Annotated in this window: 17 protein-coding genes; 5 read left to right on the forward strand and 12 right to left on the reverse strand. The window is 60.9% G+C overall.

Annotation, left to right across the window (positions count from 1 at the left end):
- Positions 1-31 precede the first annotated feature (31 nt).
- The 4 genes from GR197_RS20375 to GR197_RS20390 all read right to left on the reverse strand — a co-directional run bounded on the left by GR197_RS20375 (position 32) and on the right by GR197_RS20390 (position 3,907).
- On the reverse strand, positions 32-835 hold the full coding sequence (locus GR197_RS20375; RefSeq protein WP_164012789.1) for a TIM barrel protein: 804 nt from the start codon (positions 833-835) through the stop codon (positions 32-34).
- An 80-nt stretch (positions 836-915) separates the two neighbouring features.
- Positions 916-1,710 (reverse strand): ATP-binding cassette domain-containing protein, encoded by a 795-nt coding sequence (locus tag GR197_RS20380; RefSeq protein ID WP_164012791.1) that lies wholly within the window; start codon positions 1,708-1,710, stop codon positions 916-918.
- A 2-nt stretch (positions 1,711-1,712) separates the two neighbouring features.
- Positions 1,713-2,834: an ABC transporter permease gene (locus GR197_RS20385; RefSeq protein ID WP_164012794.1), complete on the reverse strand. Its 1,122-nt coding sequence runs from the start codon at positions 2,832-2,834 to the stop codon at positions 1,713-1,715.
- Between the two features lie 125 nt (positions 2,835-2,959).
- Complete coding sequence (locus GR197_RS20390) at positions 2,960-3,907, reverse strand: sugar ABC transporter substrate-binding protein (RefSeq protein WP_164012796.1); 948 nt, start codon at positions 3,905-3,907, stop codon at positions 2,960-2,962.
- 171 nt (positions 3,908-4,078) lie between these two features.
- On the opposite strand from GR197_RS20390, the gene GR197_RS20395 reads away from it, so the two are divergent.
- On the forward strand, positions 4,079-5,074 hold the full coding sequence (locus GR197_RS20395) for a LacI family DNA-binding transcriptional regulator (RefSeq protein ID WP_164013057.1): 996 nt from the start codon (positions 4,079-4,081) through the stop codon (positions 5,072-5,074).
- Positions 5,075-5,114: 40 nt separating this feature from the next.
- On the opposite strand, the gene GR197_RS20400 is transcribed toward GR197_RS20395, so the two are convergent.
- The gene (locus GR197_RS20400) at positions 5,115-6,029 is read right to left on the reverse strand and encodes a LysR substrate-binding domain-containing protein (protein ID WP_164012798.1); all 915 of its coding nucleotides are present in this window, start codon (positions 6,027-6,029) and stop codon (positions 5,115-5,117) included.
- A gap of 139 nt (positions 6,030-6,168) precedes the next feature.
- On the opposite strand from GR197_RS20400, the gene GR197_RS20405 reads away from it, so the two are divergent.
- Together GR197_RS20405 and GR197_RS20410 are read left to right on the forward strand one after the other, a co-directional pair.
- Positions 6,169-7,242 carry a tartrate dehydrogenase gene (locus GR197_RS20405; RefSeq protein WP_164012801.1) on the forward strand — a complete coding sequence of 358 codons (1,074 nt, stop codon included), beginning with the start codon at positions 6,169-6,171 and terminating at the stop codon, positions 7,240-7,242.
- A 201-nt stretch (positions 7,243-7,443) separates the two neighbouring features.
- Positions 7,444-7,920 carry an Lrp/AsnC family transcriptional regulator gene (locus tag GR197_RS20410; RefSeq protein WP_003577877.1) on the forward strand — a complete coding sequence of 159 codons (477 nt, stop codon included), beginning with the start codon at positions 7,444-7,446 and terminating at the stop codon, positions 7,918-7,920.
- 143 nt (positions 7,921-8,063) lie between these two features.
- Here the strand turns inward: GR197_RS20410 and GR197_RS20415 are convergent, their stop codons facing one another.
- A complete protein-coding gene (locus GR197_RS20415) occupies positions 8,064-9,440 on the reverse strand; it encodes an aspartate aminotransferase family protein (protein ID WP_164012802.1) in 1,377 nt (458 codons plus the stop codon).
- Positions 9,441-9,453: 13 nt separating this feature from the next.
- Positions 9,454-10,287, reverse strand: a complete 834-nt coding sequence (locus GR197_RS20420; RefSeq protein ID WP_164012804.1) for a GNAT family N-acetyltransferase — start codon at positions 10,285-10,287, stop codon at positions 9,454-9,456.
- Between the two features lie 386 nt (positions 10,288-10,673).
- On the opposite strand from GR197_RS20420, the gene GR197_RS20425 reads away from it, so the two are divergent.
- Entirely contained in the window at positions 10,674-11,342 is a 669-nt protein-coding gene (locus GR197_RS20425) for a haloacid dehalogenase type II (protein ID WP_164012806.1), read from the forward strand.
- A 249-nt stretch (positions 11,343-11,591) separates the two neighbouring features.
- On the opposite strand, the gene GR197_RS20430 is transcribed toward GR197_RS20425, so the two are convergent.
- The 3 genes from GR197_RS20430 to GR197_RS20440 all read right to left on the reverse strand — a co-directional run bounded on the left by GR197_RS20430 (position 11,592) and on the right by GR197_RS20440 (position 16,075).
- Positions 11,592-13,049, reverse strand: a complete 1,458-nt coding sequence (locus tag GR197_RS20430) for an NAD-dependent succinate-semialdehyde dehydrogenase (RefSeq protein ID WP_164012808.1) — start codon at positions 13,047-13,049, stop codon at positions 11,592-11,594.
- A 186-nt stretch (positions 13,050-13,235) separates the two neighbouring features.
- Complete coding sequence (locus tag GR197_RS20435; RefSeq protein ID WP_164012810.1) at positions 13,236-14,690, reverse strand: aldehyde dehydrogenase family protein; 1,455 nt, start codon at positions 14,688-14,690, stop codon at positions 13,236-13,238.
- A 107-nt stretch (positions 14,691-14,797) separates the two neighbouring features.
- Entirely contained in the window at positions 14,798-16,075 is a 1,278-nt protein-coding gene (locus tag GR197_RS20440) for an NAD(P)/FAD-dependent oxidoreductase (protein WP_164012812.1), read from the reverse strand.
- Positions 16,076-16,510: 435 nt separating this feature from the next.
- Between GR197_RS20440 and GR197_RS20445 the strand changes: the two genes are divergently transcribed.
- Positions 16,511-17,080 (forward strand): cupin domain-containing protein, encoded by a 570-nt coding sequence (locus tag GR197_RS20445; RefSeq protein ID WP_246724642.1) that lies wholly within the window; start codon positions 16,511-16,513, stop codon positions 17,078-17,080.
- 121 nt (positions 17,081-17,201) lie between these two features.
- Here the strand turns inward: GR197_RS20445 and GR197_RS20450 are convergent, their stop codons facing one another.
- Together GR197_RS20450 and GR197_RS20455 are read right to left on the reverse strand one after the other, a co-directional pair.
- Complete coding sequence (locus GR197_RS20450; protein ID WP_164012814.1) at positions 17,202-17,558, reverse strand: cupin domain-containing protein; 357 nt, start codon at positions 17,556-17,558, stop codon at positions 17,202-17,204.
- A gap of 14 nt (positions 17,559-17,572) precedes the next feature.
- The gene (locus GR197_RS20455; RefSeq protein ID WP_164012816.1) at positions 17,573-18,496 is read right to left on the reverse strand and encodes a 2-hydroxyacid dehydrogenase; all 924 of its coding nucleotides are present in this window, start codon (positions 18,494-18,496) and stop codon (positions 17,573-17,575) included.
- Positions 18,497-18,505 lie beyond the last annotated feature (9 nt).

An 18,505-nucleotide genomic window follows, 5' to 3' on the forward strand; every position in this document is an offset into this window, starting at 1 on the left:
CCGTATTTGTAAGCGTTAATTGTCGGATCGTTCAAACCGTGAAGGCATCGCGGAAGCGGGCGAGCGCCGCCTCATCGTCGCCGGACGCCCAGGCCTCCATGCCGATGGCGCCGCGATAGCCCATGTCCTTGAGCGCGCGTGCGATCATCTTATAATTGACCTCGCCGGTCCCTGGCTCGCAGCGGCCAGGCACATCGGCCACCTGGATTTCGCCGATCCAAGGCTGGCATTTGCGGCAAAGCTCGATCAGGTTTCCCTCCCCAATCTGGGCATGGTAGAGATCGAGATTAAGGCGGAGCCGCGGATTATTGACGCTGGAGACGAGCGCCAACGTGTCTTCGGCGCGCCCGAATGGCACGCCCGGATGATCGACTGGCAGGTTGAGGTTCTCGAGCGTGAAGGTGACGCCTTCTTCTTCGGCCATGTCGACGACACGGCAGAGGGTGTCGCGCGCCTTCAACCACATGGCGCCGGTCACGACTTCGACCGGCTGGACCGGCAGGCCTCCATCTCCCAGGCCTGTGCCGTGCAGATTGAGCCTTTGCACGCCGAGCCGCTTCCCGATCTGCGCCGTTTCGCGTGCCGTCTTGAGAAGTTCGGCGGCACCTTCGTCGTCCGTCAGACGGCCGGCGAGATAGCCGTTCATGATCGTGAAGGTCGCGCCGGTTGCTTCCAGCTTGCTCAGATCGTGATCCGGCCAATTCCATAGACCAACGCCAAAACCCATTTCCTTCAGGCGGGAGGCCCGCCACTCGATCGCCTTGTCGCGCCAGAGCATTTCCGCACAGGCGGCGAGTGTAAACGTTGGCAAGTCGTCTCGTGATTGATCTGTCATGATCGTGTTCCATCATATTGCGTGAATGAGAGACGATAGCTCTTTGGCAATCGTCAAACATCGCCTGCTCTGACAGCGGGCTAAATCGTACCGCCGAGTTCTTCGGACAACTGCTGCAGCTCCTTGCCACCGGCCATCAGGTTCTGGAGTTCGTCCATGGCGATGGCCGCCTTTGCGTATGTGCCAAGCGTTTGACCGCGGTTGAGGATGGTGAAACGGTCGGCCACCGCATAGGCGTGACGGACATTGTGGGTAATGAAGATAACGCCCAATCCTTTCTGCCGGACCTGATGGATGTATTTCAACACCATTGAGGTCTGCGCTACACCGAGCGCCGAGGTCGGTTCGTCCAGGATGAGGATCTTGGCGCCGAAATAGACGGCTCGTGCGATGGCCACGCACTGGCGTTCACCGCCGGAAAGCGTGCCGACGGCCTGGTTTGGATCACGGATATCTATGCCGATCTTGCGCATTTCTTCGCGCGTGACATCATTGCAGTGATCGAAGTCGATGTGGCGGAATGGGAAGACGCCTCTGCGAGGTTCCCGTCCCATGAAGAAATTGCGGGTAATCGACATCAGGGGGATCATCGCAAGATCCTGGTAGACGGTCGCGATCCCCGCATCGAGTGCATCCCGGGGGCTCCTGAAATCGACCGGCTTTCCCTCCACCCGGAACTCGCCGCCACTCGGGCGGACAACGCCGGATAGCGTCTTGATCAGCGTGGATTTGCCCGCGCCATTGTCTCCCAGAAGACAAAGCACCTCCCCGGCCGAAACTTGCATGGACACGCCGTTCAATGCGATCACCGAACCGTAGTGCTTGACGATATCGGTCACTTCGATGACCGGAGTTCGAATGTTGACGTCAACCATGATCAGCGCTCCCCGGTAACCTTGCGGCGAATGAAATTGTTGAAGAGCACGGCCAGCAACAGCATGGAGCCCAGGAATACCTGAAACCAGTCGGAGTCGAATTTGGTATAGGTCAGACCGATCGAAACCGAGCCGAAGATGATCGCACCGAAGAAGGCGCCGATCGCCGAGCCGTAGCCGCCGGTGAGCAGACATCCGCCGATAACGGCCGCGATGATGGCTTCGAATTCCTTCTGAAATCCGCGCCTGGCGTCGGTGGAACCAGCATCGAGTACGGTGATGATCGCAACGAGTGCCGCCGCACATGCCGTCAGCGCAAAGAGGCCGGTTTTAACCCTGTGGACCGGGACACCCGAGTTTCTCGCCGCATTGGCATCGCCGCCGGCCGCAAAGACCCAGTTGCCGGTGCGCGTACGCAATAAGACCCAGGTCGCCAGCAGGGCAAGGGCTGCGAACCACAAGACGGAAACCGGAACGCCCGTGACCTTCGGCACGCCATTGGGGAACTTGTCGATCAGATCATGATCCGCAAGCCATAGGAAGGCGCCCTTCAGGGCTTCGCCGGAGAAAATTCCAAGCAGGGGGCTGTCTTTGACATGGTCGCTGATGCCGCGGAGCTGTGTCGAGCCACCGGTCGCCCATTTCAGGCCGACAAGCGTCAGGCCGCGGAGAATAAAGAGGAACGCCAGCGTCACGATGAAGGATGGCAGACGTGTGTGGATCACGATCTGTCCGTTGATCGCGCCCATGAAGGCGGCGAAAAGCATCGTCATCACGATGGCGACCGACAATGGCTGACCGAAATTCGTCAGGATGACACCAAAGACCAGTCCAGCGAAGGCGACCATAGAACCGATCGAGAGATCGAACTCGCCGCCGATCATCAGGAGTGCGGCCGCGATAGCGAGGATCCCCAATTGGGAGGCCGGCGCCATGATCGTCATCACGCCCGAAAGCGAAAACATTGTGGGGTCTGCGGTGAGAAAGAAAAATACGATGACGAGCACCAGGCCGGCCACGGCTCCAAGCTCGGGCCGACGCATCAGTTGCGTCAGAAAGCCCACCTGCTTGATACGCTCATCGGCTTTCGGCGCGACCGCCGCTTTCTGCTCAAGCGAAGCCATGATTCCTCCCTGTGAATGTAATTTAGCGCTTCATCTGCGCTGCCTCGCAGCGCGTTCCATCAAACCAAAGCCCCTCCCCGATAGCGGGGAGGAACTTCGGGGAGGATGCCTTTCGGCAATCTCGGTCAGCGTATCCCCTTAGCCGAAAGATCGACCACCTGAGCGGCCTTCTCTTTGGTGATCAGGTTCGGACCGGAGGGAACGTTGCCACCTGGGATGAGCCCGTATTTGGCGTAATTGGCGAGAAACACGACAGGCAAATAACCCTGAAGGAATTGCTGCTGATCGATCGCGAAAGCGGCCTTGCCGTCTGCCACAGCCTTCAGAAAATCAGCAGAAAGGTCGAAGGTTGCCACCTTGATCTTGCCGGTCATGCCGACATCTTCGACGGCTGCCAACGCCGGCTCGCCGGCTGTGCTGGCGCCGAGCGCCATAACGGTATCGACGGCCGAGTTGGAACTCAGCGCTGCCTTGACCTTCGCCCGAACATCGGCCGGATCGTTGCTGACAGGAAGCACCGTGACCTTGCCGCCAAAACCATCGGCAAAGCCCTTGCAACGCAGATCGAGCGAAACATTGCCGACTTCCTGGTTCACGCACAGGCCTTCCTTGCCGCCGAGCTCCTGCAGCTTCGCGCCGGCGGCTTTGCCGGCGGTATATTCGTCCTGACCGACATGCAGAAGCGCTCCCAACTCTTTCGAAACATCGGAGCCGGAATTGATTGAGATGACCGGGATCCCGGCAGCGACGGCTTTCTTAATGGAAGGACCGAGCGCCGAGGCGTCCGGAATGGAGACGATCAGCCCATCGGGTTTCTGATTGACGGCAGCATCGATAAGCTGCGCCATCGACACCATGTCGAAAGTTTCCGGAGCACGGTATTCGACACTGGCACCCATGTCCTTGGCCGCTGCGCTCACGCCGTTTTTCACGACGGACCAGAATGGATCGTTGGCCTGACCGTGAGTGACGGCAACGATGCGAATGTCGGCGGCCGTGGCAAGTGCCGAAGACCCGATGATCGCCGCCGCAAAGGCGGCGCCTGCGAAAAGTGATTTCAGACCAAATTTCATTTTACCCTCCCAAAACGATCCACCGGGTGGATCTTCCCAATGCTACCGGTTGCAACTCCTTTTGCACCCGGTAGCAAGCTTGGCGAAATTACTTTATCCTCGATAAAAATCAAGCATCCATTCCATTTTTATTTTTTTATGGAATATTCATTCCAATTAGGGAGACGGCAAATGCGTAAGCGGGCGACAGCAAAAGAGGTGGCGGAAGCCGCTGGCGTATCGAAATGGACAGTCATCCGCGCCTTCACTCCAGGTGCGTCGATTACAGATGCCAGCCGACAGAAGGTGCTTCAGGCGGCAGAGGCTCTGAATTACTCACCCAACCTGCTTGCCCGCAGTCTTGCGACGAACATCACGCATCAGGTCGCCGTCTTCGTCGACGACTTCGCCAACCCACATAAGCTCCCCGTTCTGGAGATGCTGACCGAGCGTTTGCAGGCGGAGGGTCTCCTGACTGTCCTGATCAATATCAATCGCCATTTCGATCACATTCATGCGTTGATCAACGCCGATCAGCGCCAGTTCGACGCCGTCATTCTGTTCGGCACCGCCTTTCGTCAGGAAACGCTGGGCGGTCAACGGCTTGGTCCCGGTTTCCCGCCGATGTTCGTGCTTGCGCGAGATAGCCAAATCCCCGGCGTTCCCGCCGTCGCCTGCAATGCCGAACTCGCTCTCGGCGAAATTGTGAATTACCTGTTCGAAAGAGGCTATTGCCGTCCGGGCTTCATGACGGGAGGAAAGACCCTGTCGACCGCGCTCGGCCGCCGACATCACTATTTGAAATTCTGGCAGCGGAAGGGCGTCGAGGGCGTGGTCGAGCTGACTGCAGAGCGCTATAGCGCCGAGGCCGGGGCTAAGGTCGCGCGCGCTTATCTGAACGCCACCTCCCCCTCCTCGCGCATCGATGTGCTGATGTGCGAGAACGACATTCTGGCGCTCGGAGCAATGGACGTGGCTCGCAGCGAATTCGGGCTTCGCGTTCCACATGACCTGGCGATCGTCGGCTTCGACAATATCGAACTCGGCGCTGCTCCCGCCTATCAACTGACGTCTTATGAACATCCTGCCGAGGCGATGATTGACGCCATGGTCGCAATGATCACGGGCAAGCGCGAAGCGGAGACGATTATTCTGCCCGGGCGTCTTGTGCAGAGATCATCGGCGTGAATTGCCTACTGGCCGATGGCGCGATCGCGAACTGACTTGCTCAGGCCTGTGCCGAATATCTTTCGAGGTTGCGCCTCAGGAGATCGAGCAGCGCATCTCTCTGCGGATCACGGGCTGCCTTCATCCAGGCCACGGCCAGCGGCAGTTTCGGCGTCGGCAGCCCGGCTTGCTCTTGCACCGGCAGAAAGCGAACGCCGGAAGAGGCAAGAGAGGATGTCCATCGTGGGACGATGGCGAGGCCGAGGCCGGCCGCAACCATGCTGACGATGGTTTGCTTTTCATCGGCGACCTGGGTGATATCAGGGTGCAGGCCGGCTGCCGCAAACAGGTTCATCGTCAAATCGTAGCTGTGAGGCCGGGATCGCCTGTCCGGTACGATCAGCGGCGCATTCGCCAGATCAAGAATAGAGACGCTCTTATTGTCAGCGAGTTTATGAGACGTCGGGATCGCCACGACGGTCGTCTCGCAAAACAGATTCTCGACTGCGAGGTTACGGCTTAATCCCGGACGCGGCCTGACAAAAGCCAAATCCAACCCTCCGGCCAGCAGTTTGGGCACGAGCCGAATGGACTTACCTTCTATCAGCTGGGTTTTGACATCGGGGGCGATGGCTCGAAAGTCGTGGATCAGCGCTGGAAGCAGGCCGGTGGCGGCGCTGTCGATCGCGCCGATCCGCAGGGCGCGGCTGCGCCGGTGCTGCCTGGCGCGAAACTTTTGACCGAGCTCATCGAGCCGGGCGAGAAGCGGCCTGACCTCTTCCAGAAGCGCTACCCCATCCTCGGTCAACGAGACGCTCCGGGTCGTGCGGCTCAGCAGCTGACTTCCGACCGACTCTTCCAGCAAGCGCACATGGCGCCCAAGCGATGCTGGAAGCAGCCCGATCCTTTGCGCCGCCCTTCCGAAATGAAGCTCCTCGGCAACGGCAACGAAGCATCTCAACTGCTCCAGTTCCACGGGGCTATCCTCCTATTATATCCTTTTTTTATATAATCCTTTTGCCATTGAGTAAACCGAGCGCTCGGCACTAGGCTTCACGAGGAGCGCGTAAGCCTCAATGGATAAGATCTGCGGAAGACGGTACTGGAGAAAATCAATGCGTGAATACTCAATCGCCGCCATCCCCGCGGACGGGATCGGACCCGAGGTCATTGCCGCCGGGTGCACGGTGCTGGCAAGTCTGGAAAAACGTCTCGGCGATGTGAGGTTCGCCATCGAAAATTTTGACTGGGGTTCCGACTACTACAAGAAGCACGGCGTGATGATGCCGTCCGACGGGCTTGAGCGATTGAAGAAATTCGACGCGATCTATTTCGGCGCCGTCGGCACCCCGGATGTTCCCGACCACATCACCCTCTGGGGGCTCAGACTGCCGATCTGCCAGGGCTTTGACCAATATGCCAATGTTCGGCCGACCAAGATCCTTCCGGGCATTACCCCTCCGCTGCGCAACTGCGGCGTCGGCGATCTTGACTGGGTGATCGTTCGCGAGAATTCCGAAGGCGAATATTCCGGCCATGGCGGCCGCGCCCATCGCGGCCTGCCCGAGGAAGTCGGGACCGAGGTTGCCATCTTCACCCGCGTCGGCGTCACCCGCATCATGCGCTACGCCTTCAAACTGGCGCAGGCGCGGCCGCGCAAATTGCTGACGGTCGTGACGAAATCGAATGCCCAACGGCACGGCATGGTCATGTGGGACGAGATCGCCGCCGAAGTGGCTGCAGAATTCCCTGACGTCACCTGGGACAAGATGCTGGTCGACGCCATGACGGTGCGGATGACGCTGAAACCGCAGAGCCTCGACACGATCGTCGCGACCAACCTGCATGCCGACATTCTCTCCGACCTTGCCGGCGCGCTCGCCGGCAGCATCGGTGTCGCGCCCACCGCGAATATCGATCCGCAGCGCCGGTTTCCCTCGATGTTCGAACCGATCCATGGCTCGGCCTTCGACATTGCCGGCAAGGGCATCGCCAACCCTATCGCGAGCTTCTGGACCGCCGCACAGATGCTCGACCATCTCGGCGAGCCGGAGGCCTCTGCCCGTCTCATGCGCGCCGTCGAAGCGGTCACCGGCGCGAGCATCCTCACGCCCGACCTCGGCGGCACCGCCACAACCAAAGAGGTCACGGAAGCGGTCTGCGACGCGATCCATTCCTCCAATGTCTAGAGAGCCTGGCCGAGTGGCGTCGCACATCCTGGTCGCCGGTCGGGGCAGCATAAAATGCTGCTGTCGGCCAAGACACATCTCGTTCGTCCCTCGGGAAGCCCATGAAACGCGATCGACACAAGCCTTCAATATGGTAGTGTTGGGAGGATAGCGGCACAAAATGCTGCGGCGTTGGCAGGTTCGACAAGGCGGAGTGGAACGATGAAACTCGACCGGATCGATATCAAAATTCTGCATGAATTGCAGAAGAATGGCCGTGTCACCAATGTCGAGCTCGCCGAGCTCGTCAACCTGTCGCCGAGCCCCTGCCTGATGCGGGTGAAGAAGCTGCAGTCGGAAGGTTATATCGAGGGTTATTCCGCACAGATCAACGTCGCCAAACTCGGCCAGACGTTGACCGTTTTCACGGAGATCACCCTGAAGAACCATCGGCAGATCGATTTCGCCCGGTTCTTAACGACGGTCGAGAAGATCGACCAGGTGATCGAATGCCATCTTGTCTCCGGCGGCTACGATTATCTGTTGAAATTCGTGACTGCCGGGATCGGCGAATACCAGACGATCATGGAGCGGCTCTCCGACATGGAGATCGGCATCGACAAATATTTCAGCTTCGTCGTCCTGAAGTCGCCCATCGTCAAATCGCACATGCCATTGACGAGCCTGTTTCCGCTTTAGGTGATCGACCATGTCGGTTAGGTGGCCGCGGCGCAGGCCAGATGCTCAGATGGCGCCCTGAACCTTTGAGGCCGCACCAGCTCCAGGGAGTGGTGCGGCACAACTTTGTTACAGCGCAGCAATGAAGCCGCGGCCGATCGCCGTCAGCCTTTCAGGGCCGCGCGTACATCGGGGTCGGCCAGGGTATCATCAAGCGTTTTCCGCGTGCGCTCGATGATCGCGTCGATGTCGGCGTCGGTGCAGCAGAGCGGCGGCGCATAGCCGAGGACGCCGTTGCCGAAGGCACGGATGACCAGGCCGTTTTCCCAGGCACGGTCGAAGATCCGGCGCGCCGGATCGGCGGCAGCCGGCAACGGCGTTTTCTTTTCCTTGTCGACCACCAGTTCGACGGCGGCCAGCATGCCGCGGCCACGCACGTCGCCGACAAGCGGATGGTCCTTGAGGCCTTCAAGCCCTTGCATCAGCCGTGCACCGGCTTTCCGGCCGTTCTCCAGGAGGCCGGTTTCGTAGAGGTTCAGCACTTCGAGACCGACGGCGGCGCTGACGGGATGGGCCGAATAGGTATAGCCGTGACCGACGGCTGCGCCTCCGGCGCCATCCGCGATGGCCTGGTAGACATGGTCGGCCATGAAGACCGCGCCCATCGGCACATAGCCGGAGGTCAGACCCTTTGCCGTGGTGATGAAGTCAGGGACGATCTCGTCGTCTTCGCATGCAAAGAGCGGCCCGGTGCGGCCGAAAGCGGTGATGACTTCGTCGGCGACAAAGAGGATACCGAGCTCGCTGCAGAGCGTGCGCATCGCCTTCATCCAGCCCTTCGGCGGCACCAGCACGCCGCCCGAACCCTGGATGGGTTCGGCATAAAAGGCGGCGACGCGCTCGGGGCCGATCTCTTCGACCTTGCGCCGCAGTGCCGCGAGGGAGGCATCGATGATCGCCTGCGGATCCTCACCTACCGGGTTGCGGTAGGCGTAGTGCGAGGGGATTTTATGCTGCCAGTCGAAGGGAATGCCGAAGCCGGCGTGGAACAGCGGAAGCGCCGTCAGTCCTGCCCCGACAGTCGATGAACCGTGATAGCCTTGCTCGATGGAGATGAACTGGTCGCGCTGCGGCTGGCCGCGGGCGATCCAGTAATAGCGGATGAACCGGATCGTGCTGTCGACGGCGTCGGACCCGCCCAGGGTGAAGTAAACATGGTCGAGATCGCCCGGCGCGCGTTCGGCCAATGCCGCGGCAAGCCGGATCGCCGGTTCCGACCCGAGGCCGAAATAAGTGGTCGCATACGGCAGTTCGCGCATCTGCCGCGCCGCCGCCTCGACGATCGATTCATGACCGTAACCGGCATTGACACACCACAGGCCGGCAAAGCCATCGACCAACTGCTTGCCGGAAGCATCGGTCACCGTCGCCCCTTTGGCGGAAGCGAGCACACGCACGCCGAGCTTTTCGTGATTGCGGTAGGAGGCGACGGGGTGCACGAGATGGGCGCGGTCGAGTTCGACAAGGGAATTGCTGTACATCATACTCTCCGGATCAGCCGAGTGCCTGGTTGGCGAGGGCGAAGATGGTGGCGACGGAATCGGCGGCTGGAATCGACGGCTTCATCATGGCAATGCCGCCGCCGACATGGGCGAAGCCCTGTTCTTCCAGCCAGCCGGACAGGCCGGCGGTAGCCGTGGTATCGACTCTGAGGAACACGCCGGGGCGCCGTGCGATGAAATGCGTGACGAGCGCTTTGGCGTCCTCGGCGTTGCCGGCAATGACGGGGCCGATGACCTCGCCTCGGCCGAAGCTGCGAAGGACCGCAAAACCGGTGATGCGTCCGCTGCGGCGGATGACGGCGAGTTCCCCGACCTTGGCGAGATGTGCGATCAGGTCGGCGCGATCGGCGCCGAAGGCCTGTCGATCGAGTTCGGTGATCGCCGAGAAATCGGTCATGGCGGCGGCCGACGTTGCCATCGGCGCGGCGCGTTCTGCGGCGATGCCTTGGTGCTGCAGAATACGGCCGGTCTGGCGGAAGCCGAGCTTCTCATAGAGCGGAAGGCCCTCGGCGGTCGCAACAAGCCTGAGCGGGCGATCGCCGGCAAGCTCTATTGCCGCATCCATGAGCCTGCGGCCAAGTCCGCGGCCGCGCATGGCTTCATCGACGATGACCATGTTGATCGTGGCGCAGTCTTGCTTGTAGGGGGTAACGAGCACGGTGCCGACCACCCTGTCGTTCTCGATGGCCACAACGCCTTCGCTCAAGGCAAGCGCCATCTGCCAATCCTCCGGACGATGGGGCCAGCCTGCCTGCCGCGACAGGCTAAGGGCGGCCCCCAGGTGTTTCGTGCCGAAAGCGGCGAAATCGATCTGGCTTGTCTGCATGACACTTCCTTCATTTCCTGGGTGGAAGTGTGAAGGAGTGCGGGTTGGCTAATCGTCTGAAGGCTACGCTCTAAGCGGTATCTTATCGTTTTCCCTTTGTCGCCCGCCGCATCTTATGCTGGCATGTAGGCCCAACGGGCGGATCGCGAGCAAAATTCGCTGCGCTCACTGCAACGAGCCGGTCAAAACAGTGGAATGGGGTGACGTCGTCAATCGTCCGCCGTCCTTCCGCGCCCGCCAGCGGGCGGGGTCCGCAACCATCTGCCAAAGCCACCTTTCGATACGAAATAATCTGCTTCGTTAGCCGCCACATTCAGGCGAGCCGAGGGGCGGGCCGCGTCTATCATGAGTTCAAATGCCCCGTTCCACTCTCCAAAGGATATGCCATGACCCTCTCGCGTCCGAAATACATCACCTTCGACTGCTACGGTACGCTGACCAACTTCCAGATGGCGGAAGCGGCGCACGACCTTTACAGCGACCAGCTCGATGAACCCCGCATGGCCGAGTTCATCCGGAATTTCGCCGCCTATCGCCTCGACGAGGTCCTAGGCGACTGGAAACCCTACGCCGAGGTCGTTCACAATTCGATCGAGCGCAGCTGCAAGCGCAACGGCGTCAAGTTCAACGACGAAGACGCCCGCACGGTCTATGAGCGGGTGCCGACCTGGGGTCCGCATGCGGATGTACCGGCTGGCCTTGCGAAGGTTGCCAAGGAGATCCCGCTGGTGATCCTGTCGAACGCGATGAATTCGCAGATCATGTCGAACGTCGAAAAGCTTGGTGCGCCCTTCCATGCTGTCTACACGGCCGAACAGGCGCAGGCCTACAAGCCGCGCCTGCAGGCCTTTGAATACTTGTTCGACATGCTCGGCTGCGCCCCCGAAGATGTCGTCCATTGCTCCTCCTCGTTCCGTTACGACCATATGTCGGCTAACGATATCGGCATCAAGAACAAGGTCTGGGTGAACCGCGGCCACGAGCCCGCCAACCCGTTCTATGGTTACGTCGAAATCCCAGACATCTCCGGCCTCCCCGGTGTTTTCGGTCTCTAAAGCCAACGAAGGAAAGCGCGGGCGGCTTTTCCGCCCGCGCCTATTTCAAAGTGTCGGCCGTGCTCCCAGGCCGGCAAGGCAATTCGTTGCGTTAACGTCATGAAGTCGTTGTGCCGGTACTGGCAAGGTCGATTGTCGACCGCCCGGCCGGTGCGTTATCCGTATCCGGTTCGCCGCCGTGAAGTAAAAAATGTGGCGCTCCCGCGTGCGCCACATTGCTGCTGGTCTCACCTCATAATCGTTTCAGGCTCAGCTCAGCCCCCCAATGTGGAAGCTCTTCATCTCGAGATATTCCTCGATGCCAACCTGCGCCCCCTCGCGGCCGAGGCCGGACTGCTTGACGCCGCCGAAGGGGGCGACTTCGGTGGAGATCGCGCCGGTGTTGAGCCCGATCATGCCGAACTCGAGCGCTTCGCCGACGCGCCAGGAGCGCTTCAGGTTTTCGGTGTAGAAATATGCAGCCAGACCAAACGGCGTGCCGTTGGCAATTGTGATCGCCTCTTCTTCCGTCTCGAAGCGGAAGAGCGGTGCAACCGGGCCGAAGGTCTCTTCGCTGGCAAGCAGCATGTCGGTTGTCGCCCCCGTCAGCACCATCGGCGCGGCGTATTGCCTGCCTTCCGCCACCGTGCTGCCCCGTGCGGCGATCTTGGCGCCTTTGGCCACAGCGTCGTCAACATGGCGGTTGATCTTCTCGATCGCCGCAGCGTTGATCATCGGGCCGATGACGTTGCCCGGCTCCGTACCGGGGCCGACCTTCATGGCGTTAACGCGGGCGCCGAGTTTCTCGGCGAAGGCATCATATACGCCGGCCTGCACCAGGATGCGGTTGGCGCAGACACAGGTCTGGCCGCCGTTGCGGAACTTGGACAGGATTGCGCCTTCGACCGCGAGATCGAGATCGGCGTCGTCGAAGACGATGAACGGCGCATTGCCGCCGAGTTCGAGGGAGAGCCGCTTGACGCTGTCGGCGGCGCCGCGCATCAGAAGCGAGCCGATCCGGGTCGAGCCGGTGAAGGAGATTTTCCGCACCGTTGGGTTTTCCATGAACTCGTTGCCGATCTCGCTCGGCATGCCGGTGACGATATTGATCACCCCTGCCGGAATGCCGGCGCGCTCGGCAAGGATACCCATGGCGAGCGCCGAATAGGGGGTGAACTCCGAAGGCTTGATGACAACCGTACAGCCGGCCGCCAGGGCGGGCGCCACCTTTCGGGTGATCATCGCGATCGGAAAATTCCACGGGGTGACGATCGCGCAGACGCCGACCGCTTCCTTAAGGACGATGATGCGGCGATCCGGTGTTGGCGAGGGAATGGTGTGGCCGCCGATGCGGCGGGCTTCTTCGGCAAACCATTTGACGAAGGATGCACCATAACGGACCTCGGCGCGCGATTCATCGAGAGGCTTGCCCTGCTCGAGCGTGATGAGCAGCGCCAGATCCTCGAGATTTTCGATCATCAGCGCATGCCAGCGCTCAAGCAGAAGCGCACGCTCGGCATGCGTCCTCTTCTTCCATCGGGTGAAAGCGGCCTGGGCTGCGTCGATCGCCGCGTGGGTCTCGGCAGTTCCCATATCCGGAACAGTGCCGAGATTCTCCTGGGTGGCGGGATTGACGACGTTCACCGTCTTGCCCGACGCCGCACGCGACCAGATCCCGTCGATCAGGCCGGCCTGCTGGAAAAGGTCTTTGTCGTTCAACTCGAGCATATCGTTTCCTCTCTGACTATCAGTCTGAGCCAAGCTTACCGAAACAGGACAAGCAGCATGCATCGACCGTGGGTGCCCGCGCGGCGGAAAATAACGTTTTCAGTGATGCGACAGTCATCTTCGGCTGATGAAGGGGGGGCGCGCTTCCGACGGATACCAACACCCCTCACGCCTTTCGGCGTGATGCTAGAAGTAGCCAAGGATGGATTTGACCTCGAGGTATTCCAGCATGCCCTCAATGCCGAATTCGCGTCCATTTCCAGATTGTTTGAAGCCGCCAAAAGGCGCGTGTGGATCCCAGGCCGGATAGTTGAGATGCACTTGACCGCAGCGGATCTGTGACGCAACGTCCTTGACGACGTCTATGTCCTTACCCTGCACATGTGCCCCCAGGCCGTAGACGGTATGGTTGGCGATGGCGATGGCTTCCTCCACCGTGTCGTAGGGAATGAGGCAGAGAACCGGGCCGAAGATCTCTTCCTGGGCGATCCGCATGTCCGTGCGCACCTCCGAGAAAATCGTCGGTTTAACGTAGAACCCGGCATTCAGACCGGCTGGGCGCCCCTCGCCGCCGGCAACGAGGGTCGCGCCTTCGGCAATCCCGACGCCGATCATGGTCTGGATCCGATCGAACTGGGCCCGGTTGGCGATTGCGCCATGCGTGCTGGCTTCTGAAAGGGGATCACCGACAACGATCTCATCTGCGGCTCTCCTGGCAATGGACTCGATCTCGGACAGCAGCGCGCGCGGCACGATCATCCGTGTCGGCGCGCTGCATGATTGGCCGAGATTGCGGAAGGCAGCCGCTACGCCCATGGAAACGGCTCGATCGAGATCGGCGTCCGGCAGGACCACGTTTGGTGACTTGCCGCCAAGCTCCTGCGCAACGCGCTTGACGGTCGGCGCGGCTGCCTGAGCCACGGCGATACCGGCACGGGTAGAGCCGGTAATGGAAATCATGTCGACATCCGGATGCGACGCGAGGACCGAACCGACGGACGGGCCGTCACCATTGACGAGGTTGAAGACGCCGGAGGGGAAGCCGGCCTCCTCGATCGCCTCAGCAAACAGCAGCGCGTTGAGGGGAGAAAGCTCGCTGGGTTTCAGCACGACAGTGCAGCCTGCGGCGAGTGCCGGCGAAACTTTGGCAGTGATCTGGTAGAGCGGCCAGTTCCACGGCGTGATCAGTGCGCAGACACCGATCGGTTCGTGGGTGATGGCGGTGTGGCCGCGCTGCTTGACGAAGGGGAAGGCTTCCAGGACTTCGCGGGCGACCTTGACATGGGCGATCGCCAGCGGCACCTGCGCGCTGCGCGCATATCCGATTGCCGCGCCCATTTCGAAGCTCAGGCATTGCGCGAACAGTTCGCTGCGCGCTTCGAGCAGTGCCTGCAGGCGATCGAGCAGACCCGCGCGGAATTCCGGCCTGGTCCGGCTCCAGGTGGTGAAGGCCCGCCGGGCGGCGGAAACCGCAGCATCGACATCCCAGCCGTCGCCAAGCGCAAACTGGGTCACCACCTCTTCCGTGGCAGGGTTGACCACGACGCCCTTGGCGCTGCCCCTCGGTTCGAGCCATCGACCGTCGATGAAGAACTTGTCCAGACGACCGTTGCGGGACAGGTGTTCGAGAGGCGCGATCATTTAAGGGTCCTTCATGCGGCATTAGGCGCGGAGGATCGGCAGGAAATCAGGGGTTGCCGTCCTGCGCGAGGCTGTCGAAGCCGCGAGTGGCGCGGCGCCGGGATGGATCAGGGCAGCAGGTCCTTCATGCGGTAATAGGTGCCGACGATGGGCAGGAACCACGGGTTTCCCGTATGCATCGGAACAGCAGGCCATGCGAAGCCGTCGAGCGGATTGGCGTCCTTGCGCCCCATCGCCATATGGGCCAACGCGCTGCCCATGAAGGTCGACAGCTGGGCGCCGTGGCCGGAATAGCCCATGCTGTAAATGACACCCTCGGCGCTGCCCGCGCGGGGATAACGGTCTTGCGTGCAGCCGACGAGGCCGCCCCAGCAATAGTCGATCCCGACGTCTGCAAGCTGCGGAAACATGCCGACCATCTGCTGGCGCAGAAACTGGCCGGAGTTGACGTCGGTTTTCTGGTTTGACACGGCCGAAAATCTCGCCCTCCCCCCGAACAGCATGCGGTTGTCGGGCGTCAGGCGGAAATAGTTGGCGATGTTGAGGGAGTTGGTGAAGTTGCGGTTGCCCGGAAGCGTCGCCGCGATCTCCTGCGGGGTGAGCGGGCGTGTCGCAATGATGAAGGACGCGATCGGCATCAGCCTTCGGCGGAAATAATTGAAGACGCTTGGCGTATAGGCATCGGTCGCCAGGATGACCTGGCGGGCGGTCAGCGAGCCGGTCGGCGTGGTTAGCCGCCATCCATTCGGCACGCGCTCGCGGGCGGTGACCGGGTTGTGCTCCCAGATCGCCGCGCCATGGCGGTGGGCCGCCTGCGCCACGCCGTTGGCGTAGCGCCCCATGTGCATCATCGCGGATTTCGGATAGAGAATCCCGCCATGGAAGGCATCCGAAACCACCTCGTTGCGGAGGTCCTCGCGCGTCAGCCATTCGGCTGACGGGTCGACCTCGCGGCGGATTTCTTCGGCCATAGCCTGTAGCTTGCCGACATGAGAGGGCTTCGAAGCAAGCTTGAGTTTGCCGCCCCTGCGAAAGTCGCATGCGATGTTTTCTTCCTCGATGATCCGTTCGATCATGTCGATCGAGTCGTCATAGGCCCGCCACAAGCGGCGCACCCGGTCTTCCCCGAGATGCTGCCTGGCGGCGCTGAAGCTTGCGAAATGACCGCTGTTAAGGTGCCCGCCATTGCGGCCGGAGGCACCGTAGCCGACGTGCTCGGCTTCCAGCAGAGCGACCTTCACGCCGGATTGCGCCAGCGTGCGCGCGGCGTTGAGCCCGGTGAAGCCGGCGCCGATCACCGCGACCTCGAAATCTCCCGAGACGGGGTCGGCGATGCCTCCGGCGAAGGGGATCGAGGTATCATGCCAGTAGGACGCAAATTTCATTGGTGCATGCCTTTATGCTCGTCTGATCCGATGCAGGAAGTATAGGCCTGCTTGCGCTGGAGAGGTGCGGCGCAGGTGGCTTTGTTTCGCAACAATTGCCTGTGTTGGGGGCAACAAACCAAAGGATATTCTGTTTCTGCGCCAACTCCGCAGCGCGCGCCTTAAAGCCACAGATTAGGATCTATGCAGAATTCGAGCCCACTGCCCCGGCCCCTGGAAAATTGGCCTGCGGCCGATCGGCAACAGCATCAGCCTATGAATATCTCACCAAAATGGGAGTTACACGATGACCGGTAAGACCATTCGTCTCTTCGAGGCAAAAAGCGGATCCGCTCCGGAAGGCAAGCGAGGCAGCTTAGGGCCAGACGACATACTCGGAGCCGGCCGCGGTATCGTCTGGAGCGCCTCGGGCGGGGTTTCCGCCGGATCAGTGCATTGGAACGGAAAAGCCTCGATCGCCAGCTTTCCTCATACGGAATCCCTGATCGTCGTGGCAGGCGTCTTGTCCTGCATTCGGGCGGCTCAACGTTTCATCTCGAGGCCGGCGACAGCGTGGTCATCGGCCGGGGCAAGGACATCACGGCGGAAGCGGAAAAAGGCACCCGCTGGATCTTCTGTGCGACGACCGCGGCAACATTGAGCACGCAAGGCGTCGTGGCGATCGACAGGGATGTGGCACTTGCCCCCTCCTCGCCGCCTCCGCCGCAGTTCGTGGAGGGGGACACGCCTCAGTGCAGTCACTTCAGGGCATTTTCCGACGAAGCGGTCGGCTTTCGGGCAGGTGTCTGGGCGACCACCCCGCACGTCCGGCTGTCGCGCCCTCATCCCGTCCATGAATTGATGTACATCCTGGAGGGGCAGGCCGATGTAACCGATGGAGACGGCACGAAAACGTCAGTCGAGGCGGGTGACGCGATCTTCGTCGGTCGCGGAACCGTGAACCGCCTATCGATCCACGGCAACCTCAAGAAGATCTTTGCCATCGTCGAAGGCCTGGAGACTTGACCGGATCAACGGCCTCGTCTGTAGATAGAGCGCCGAATATCGAGGTTACCCTTCCGCCGGCCTTCGATGCTTCTATCCGGCAGGCGCGCCCATCTTTCGGGCGCGCCCAGTTGGCGGTCACTCAGTCGTAAACGCAGACGTAGATCTTGCGCACGGTTTCGATGGTACGCCAGACGCCGACAAAACCGGGCTTCATCACGAAGCTATCACCGGCGCGGTAAGTCTTCGTCTCGCCGTCTTTTTCGTCGATTTCAACGACACCGGAAATGATGTGGCAGAATTCGTAGACCGTGCCCTTGATGGAATGGTGCTCGCCGGGCGTCGCTTCCCAAATGCCGGTCAGCACCTTCTCGCCTTTTGAGGCGTCTTGCGCCCAGGTCTTGTAGGCGGGATTGCCTGAAATCAGCCGCTCTGCGTCCGGCACGGCCTGTTTTGGGGTGAAATTTGGATTGGTATCGATAGTCAACAGAAGCGACATGTCATTTTCCTCGTTTAATAACCGCGTGTCCGATCGACCAGGCCGATCAGCTTTTTGCCGGCGCGGTGGCGCCGAATATTTTCAGTGACCGATTGCGCTGCCGTTTCCGGTTGGGTGACGGAGGCAATGTGCGGCGTGATCGCTACTTTCGGGTGTTGCCAGAGCGGATGGTCTGCCGGCAGCGGCTCGGGTTCGGTGACATCGAGCATCGCCGCGGCAAGATGGCCGCTATCGAGAGCCTCGATCAAAGCTGCGTGGTCAAGGTGCGGCCCGCGGCCCACATGCAACAGCCGTGCGCCGACCGGCAACTGCGAGAAGAGCTCGGCATTGAGGATGCCGCGCGTCTCGTCGGTCAGCGGCAGCAGACAGACCAGGATGTCGGTCTTCGCCAAAAAATCGGCCAGTCCATCCGTGCCATGGTGGCAGGTAACGCCGTCAATTTGCTTCTTGCTTCGACTCCATCCTGCGAGCGGAAATTGGAAGGGCTTCAAGCGTTCGATCGCCGCCTGCGCCAGAATGCCGAGGCCCAGGAAGCCTATTCGGCGCTGGGTGGCCTGCGGCGCGGCGAGTGTCTGCCAAACAGACTGTCTCTGCAGCTCCAGGTAGGCAAGAATTTCCCGGTGGAGCGTCAGGACGCCGAGGGTGACGTATTCCAACATCATCCGGATAATGCCGTCCTCGACCATGCGGACGACCGCTACGTGGTCCGGTAGGCTGCCCTGTTTGAGCTGATCGACGCCGGCGCCGATACAAAACAAAACTTCCAAATTGCGGTAACGCGAGATATCGCCTGGGATCGTCCATGTCAGAAGATACCGCACCCTTTCCGGATCCACCGGCTGGCCCTGCCCGACGAACTCCAGATCCAGCAGTTCGCGCGCAAAAATCTCCTGGAAAACCGCACCGCGTGTGGCATCGGAGTTGAAGAGAAACGCCATGAAAATCGC

Origin of the sequence: Rhizobium phaseoli (assembly GCF_010668805.1) — a bacterium.
In the GTDB taxonomy this organism is placed as follows: domain Bacteria; phylum Pseudomonadota; class Alphaproteobacteria; order Rhizobiales; family Rhizobiaceae; genus Rhizobium; species Rhizobium phaseoli_A.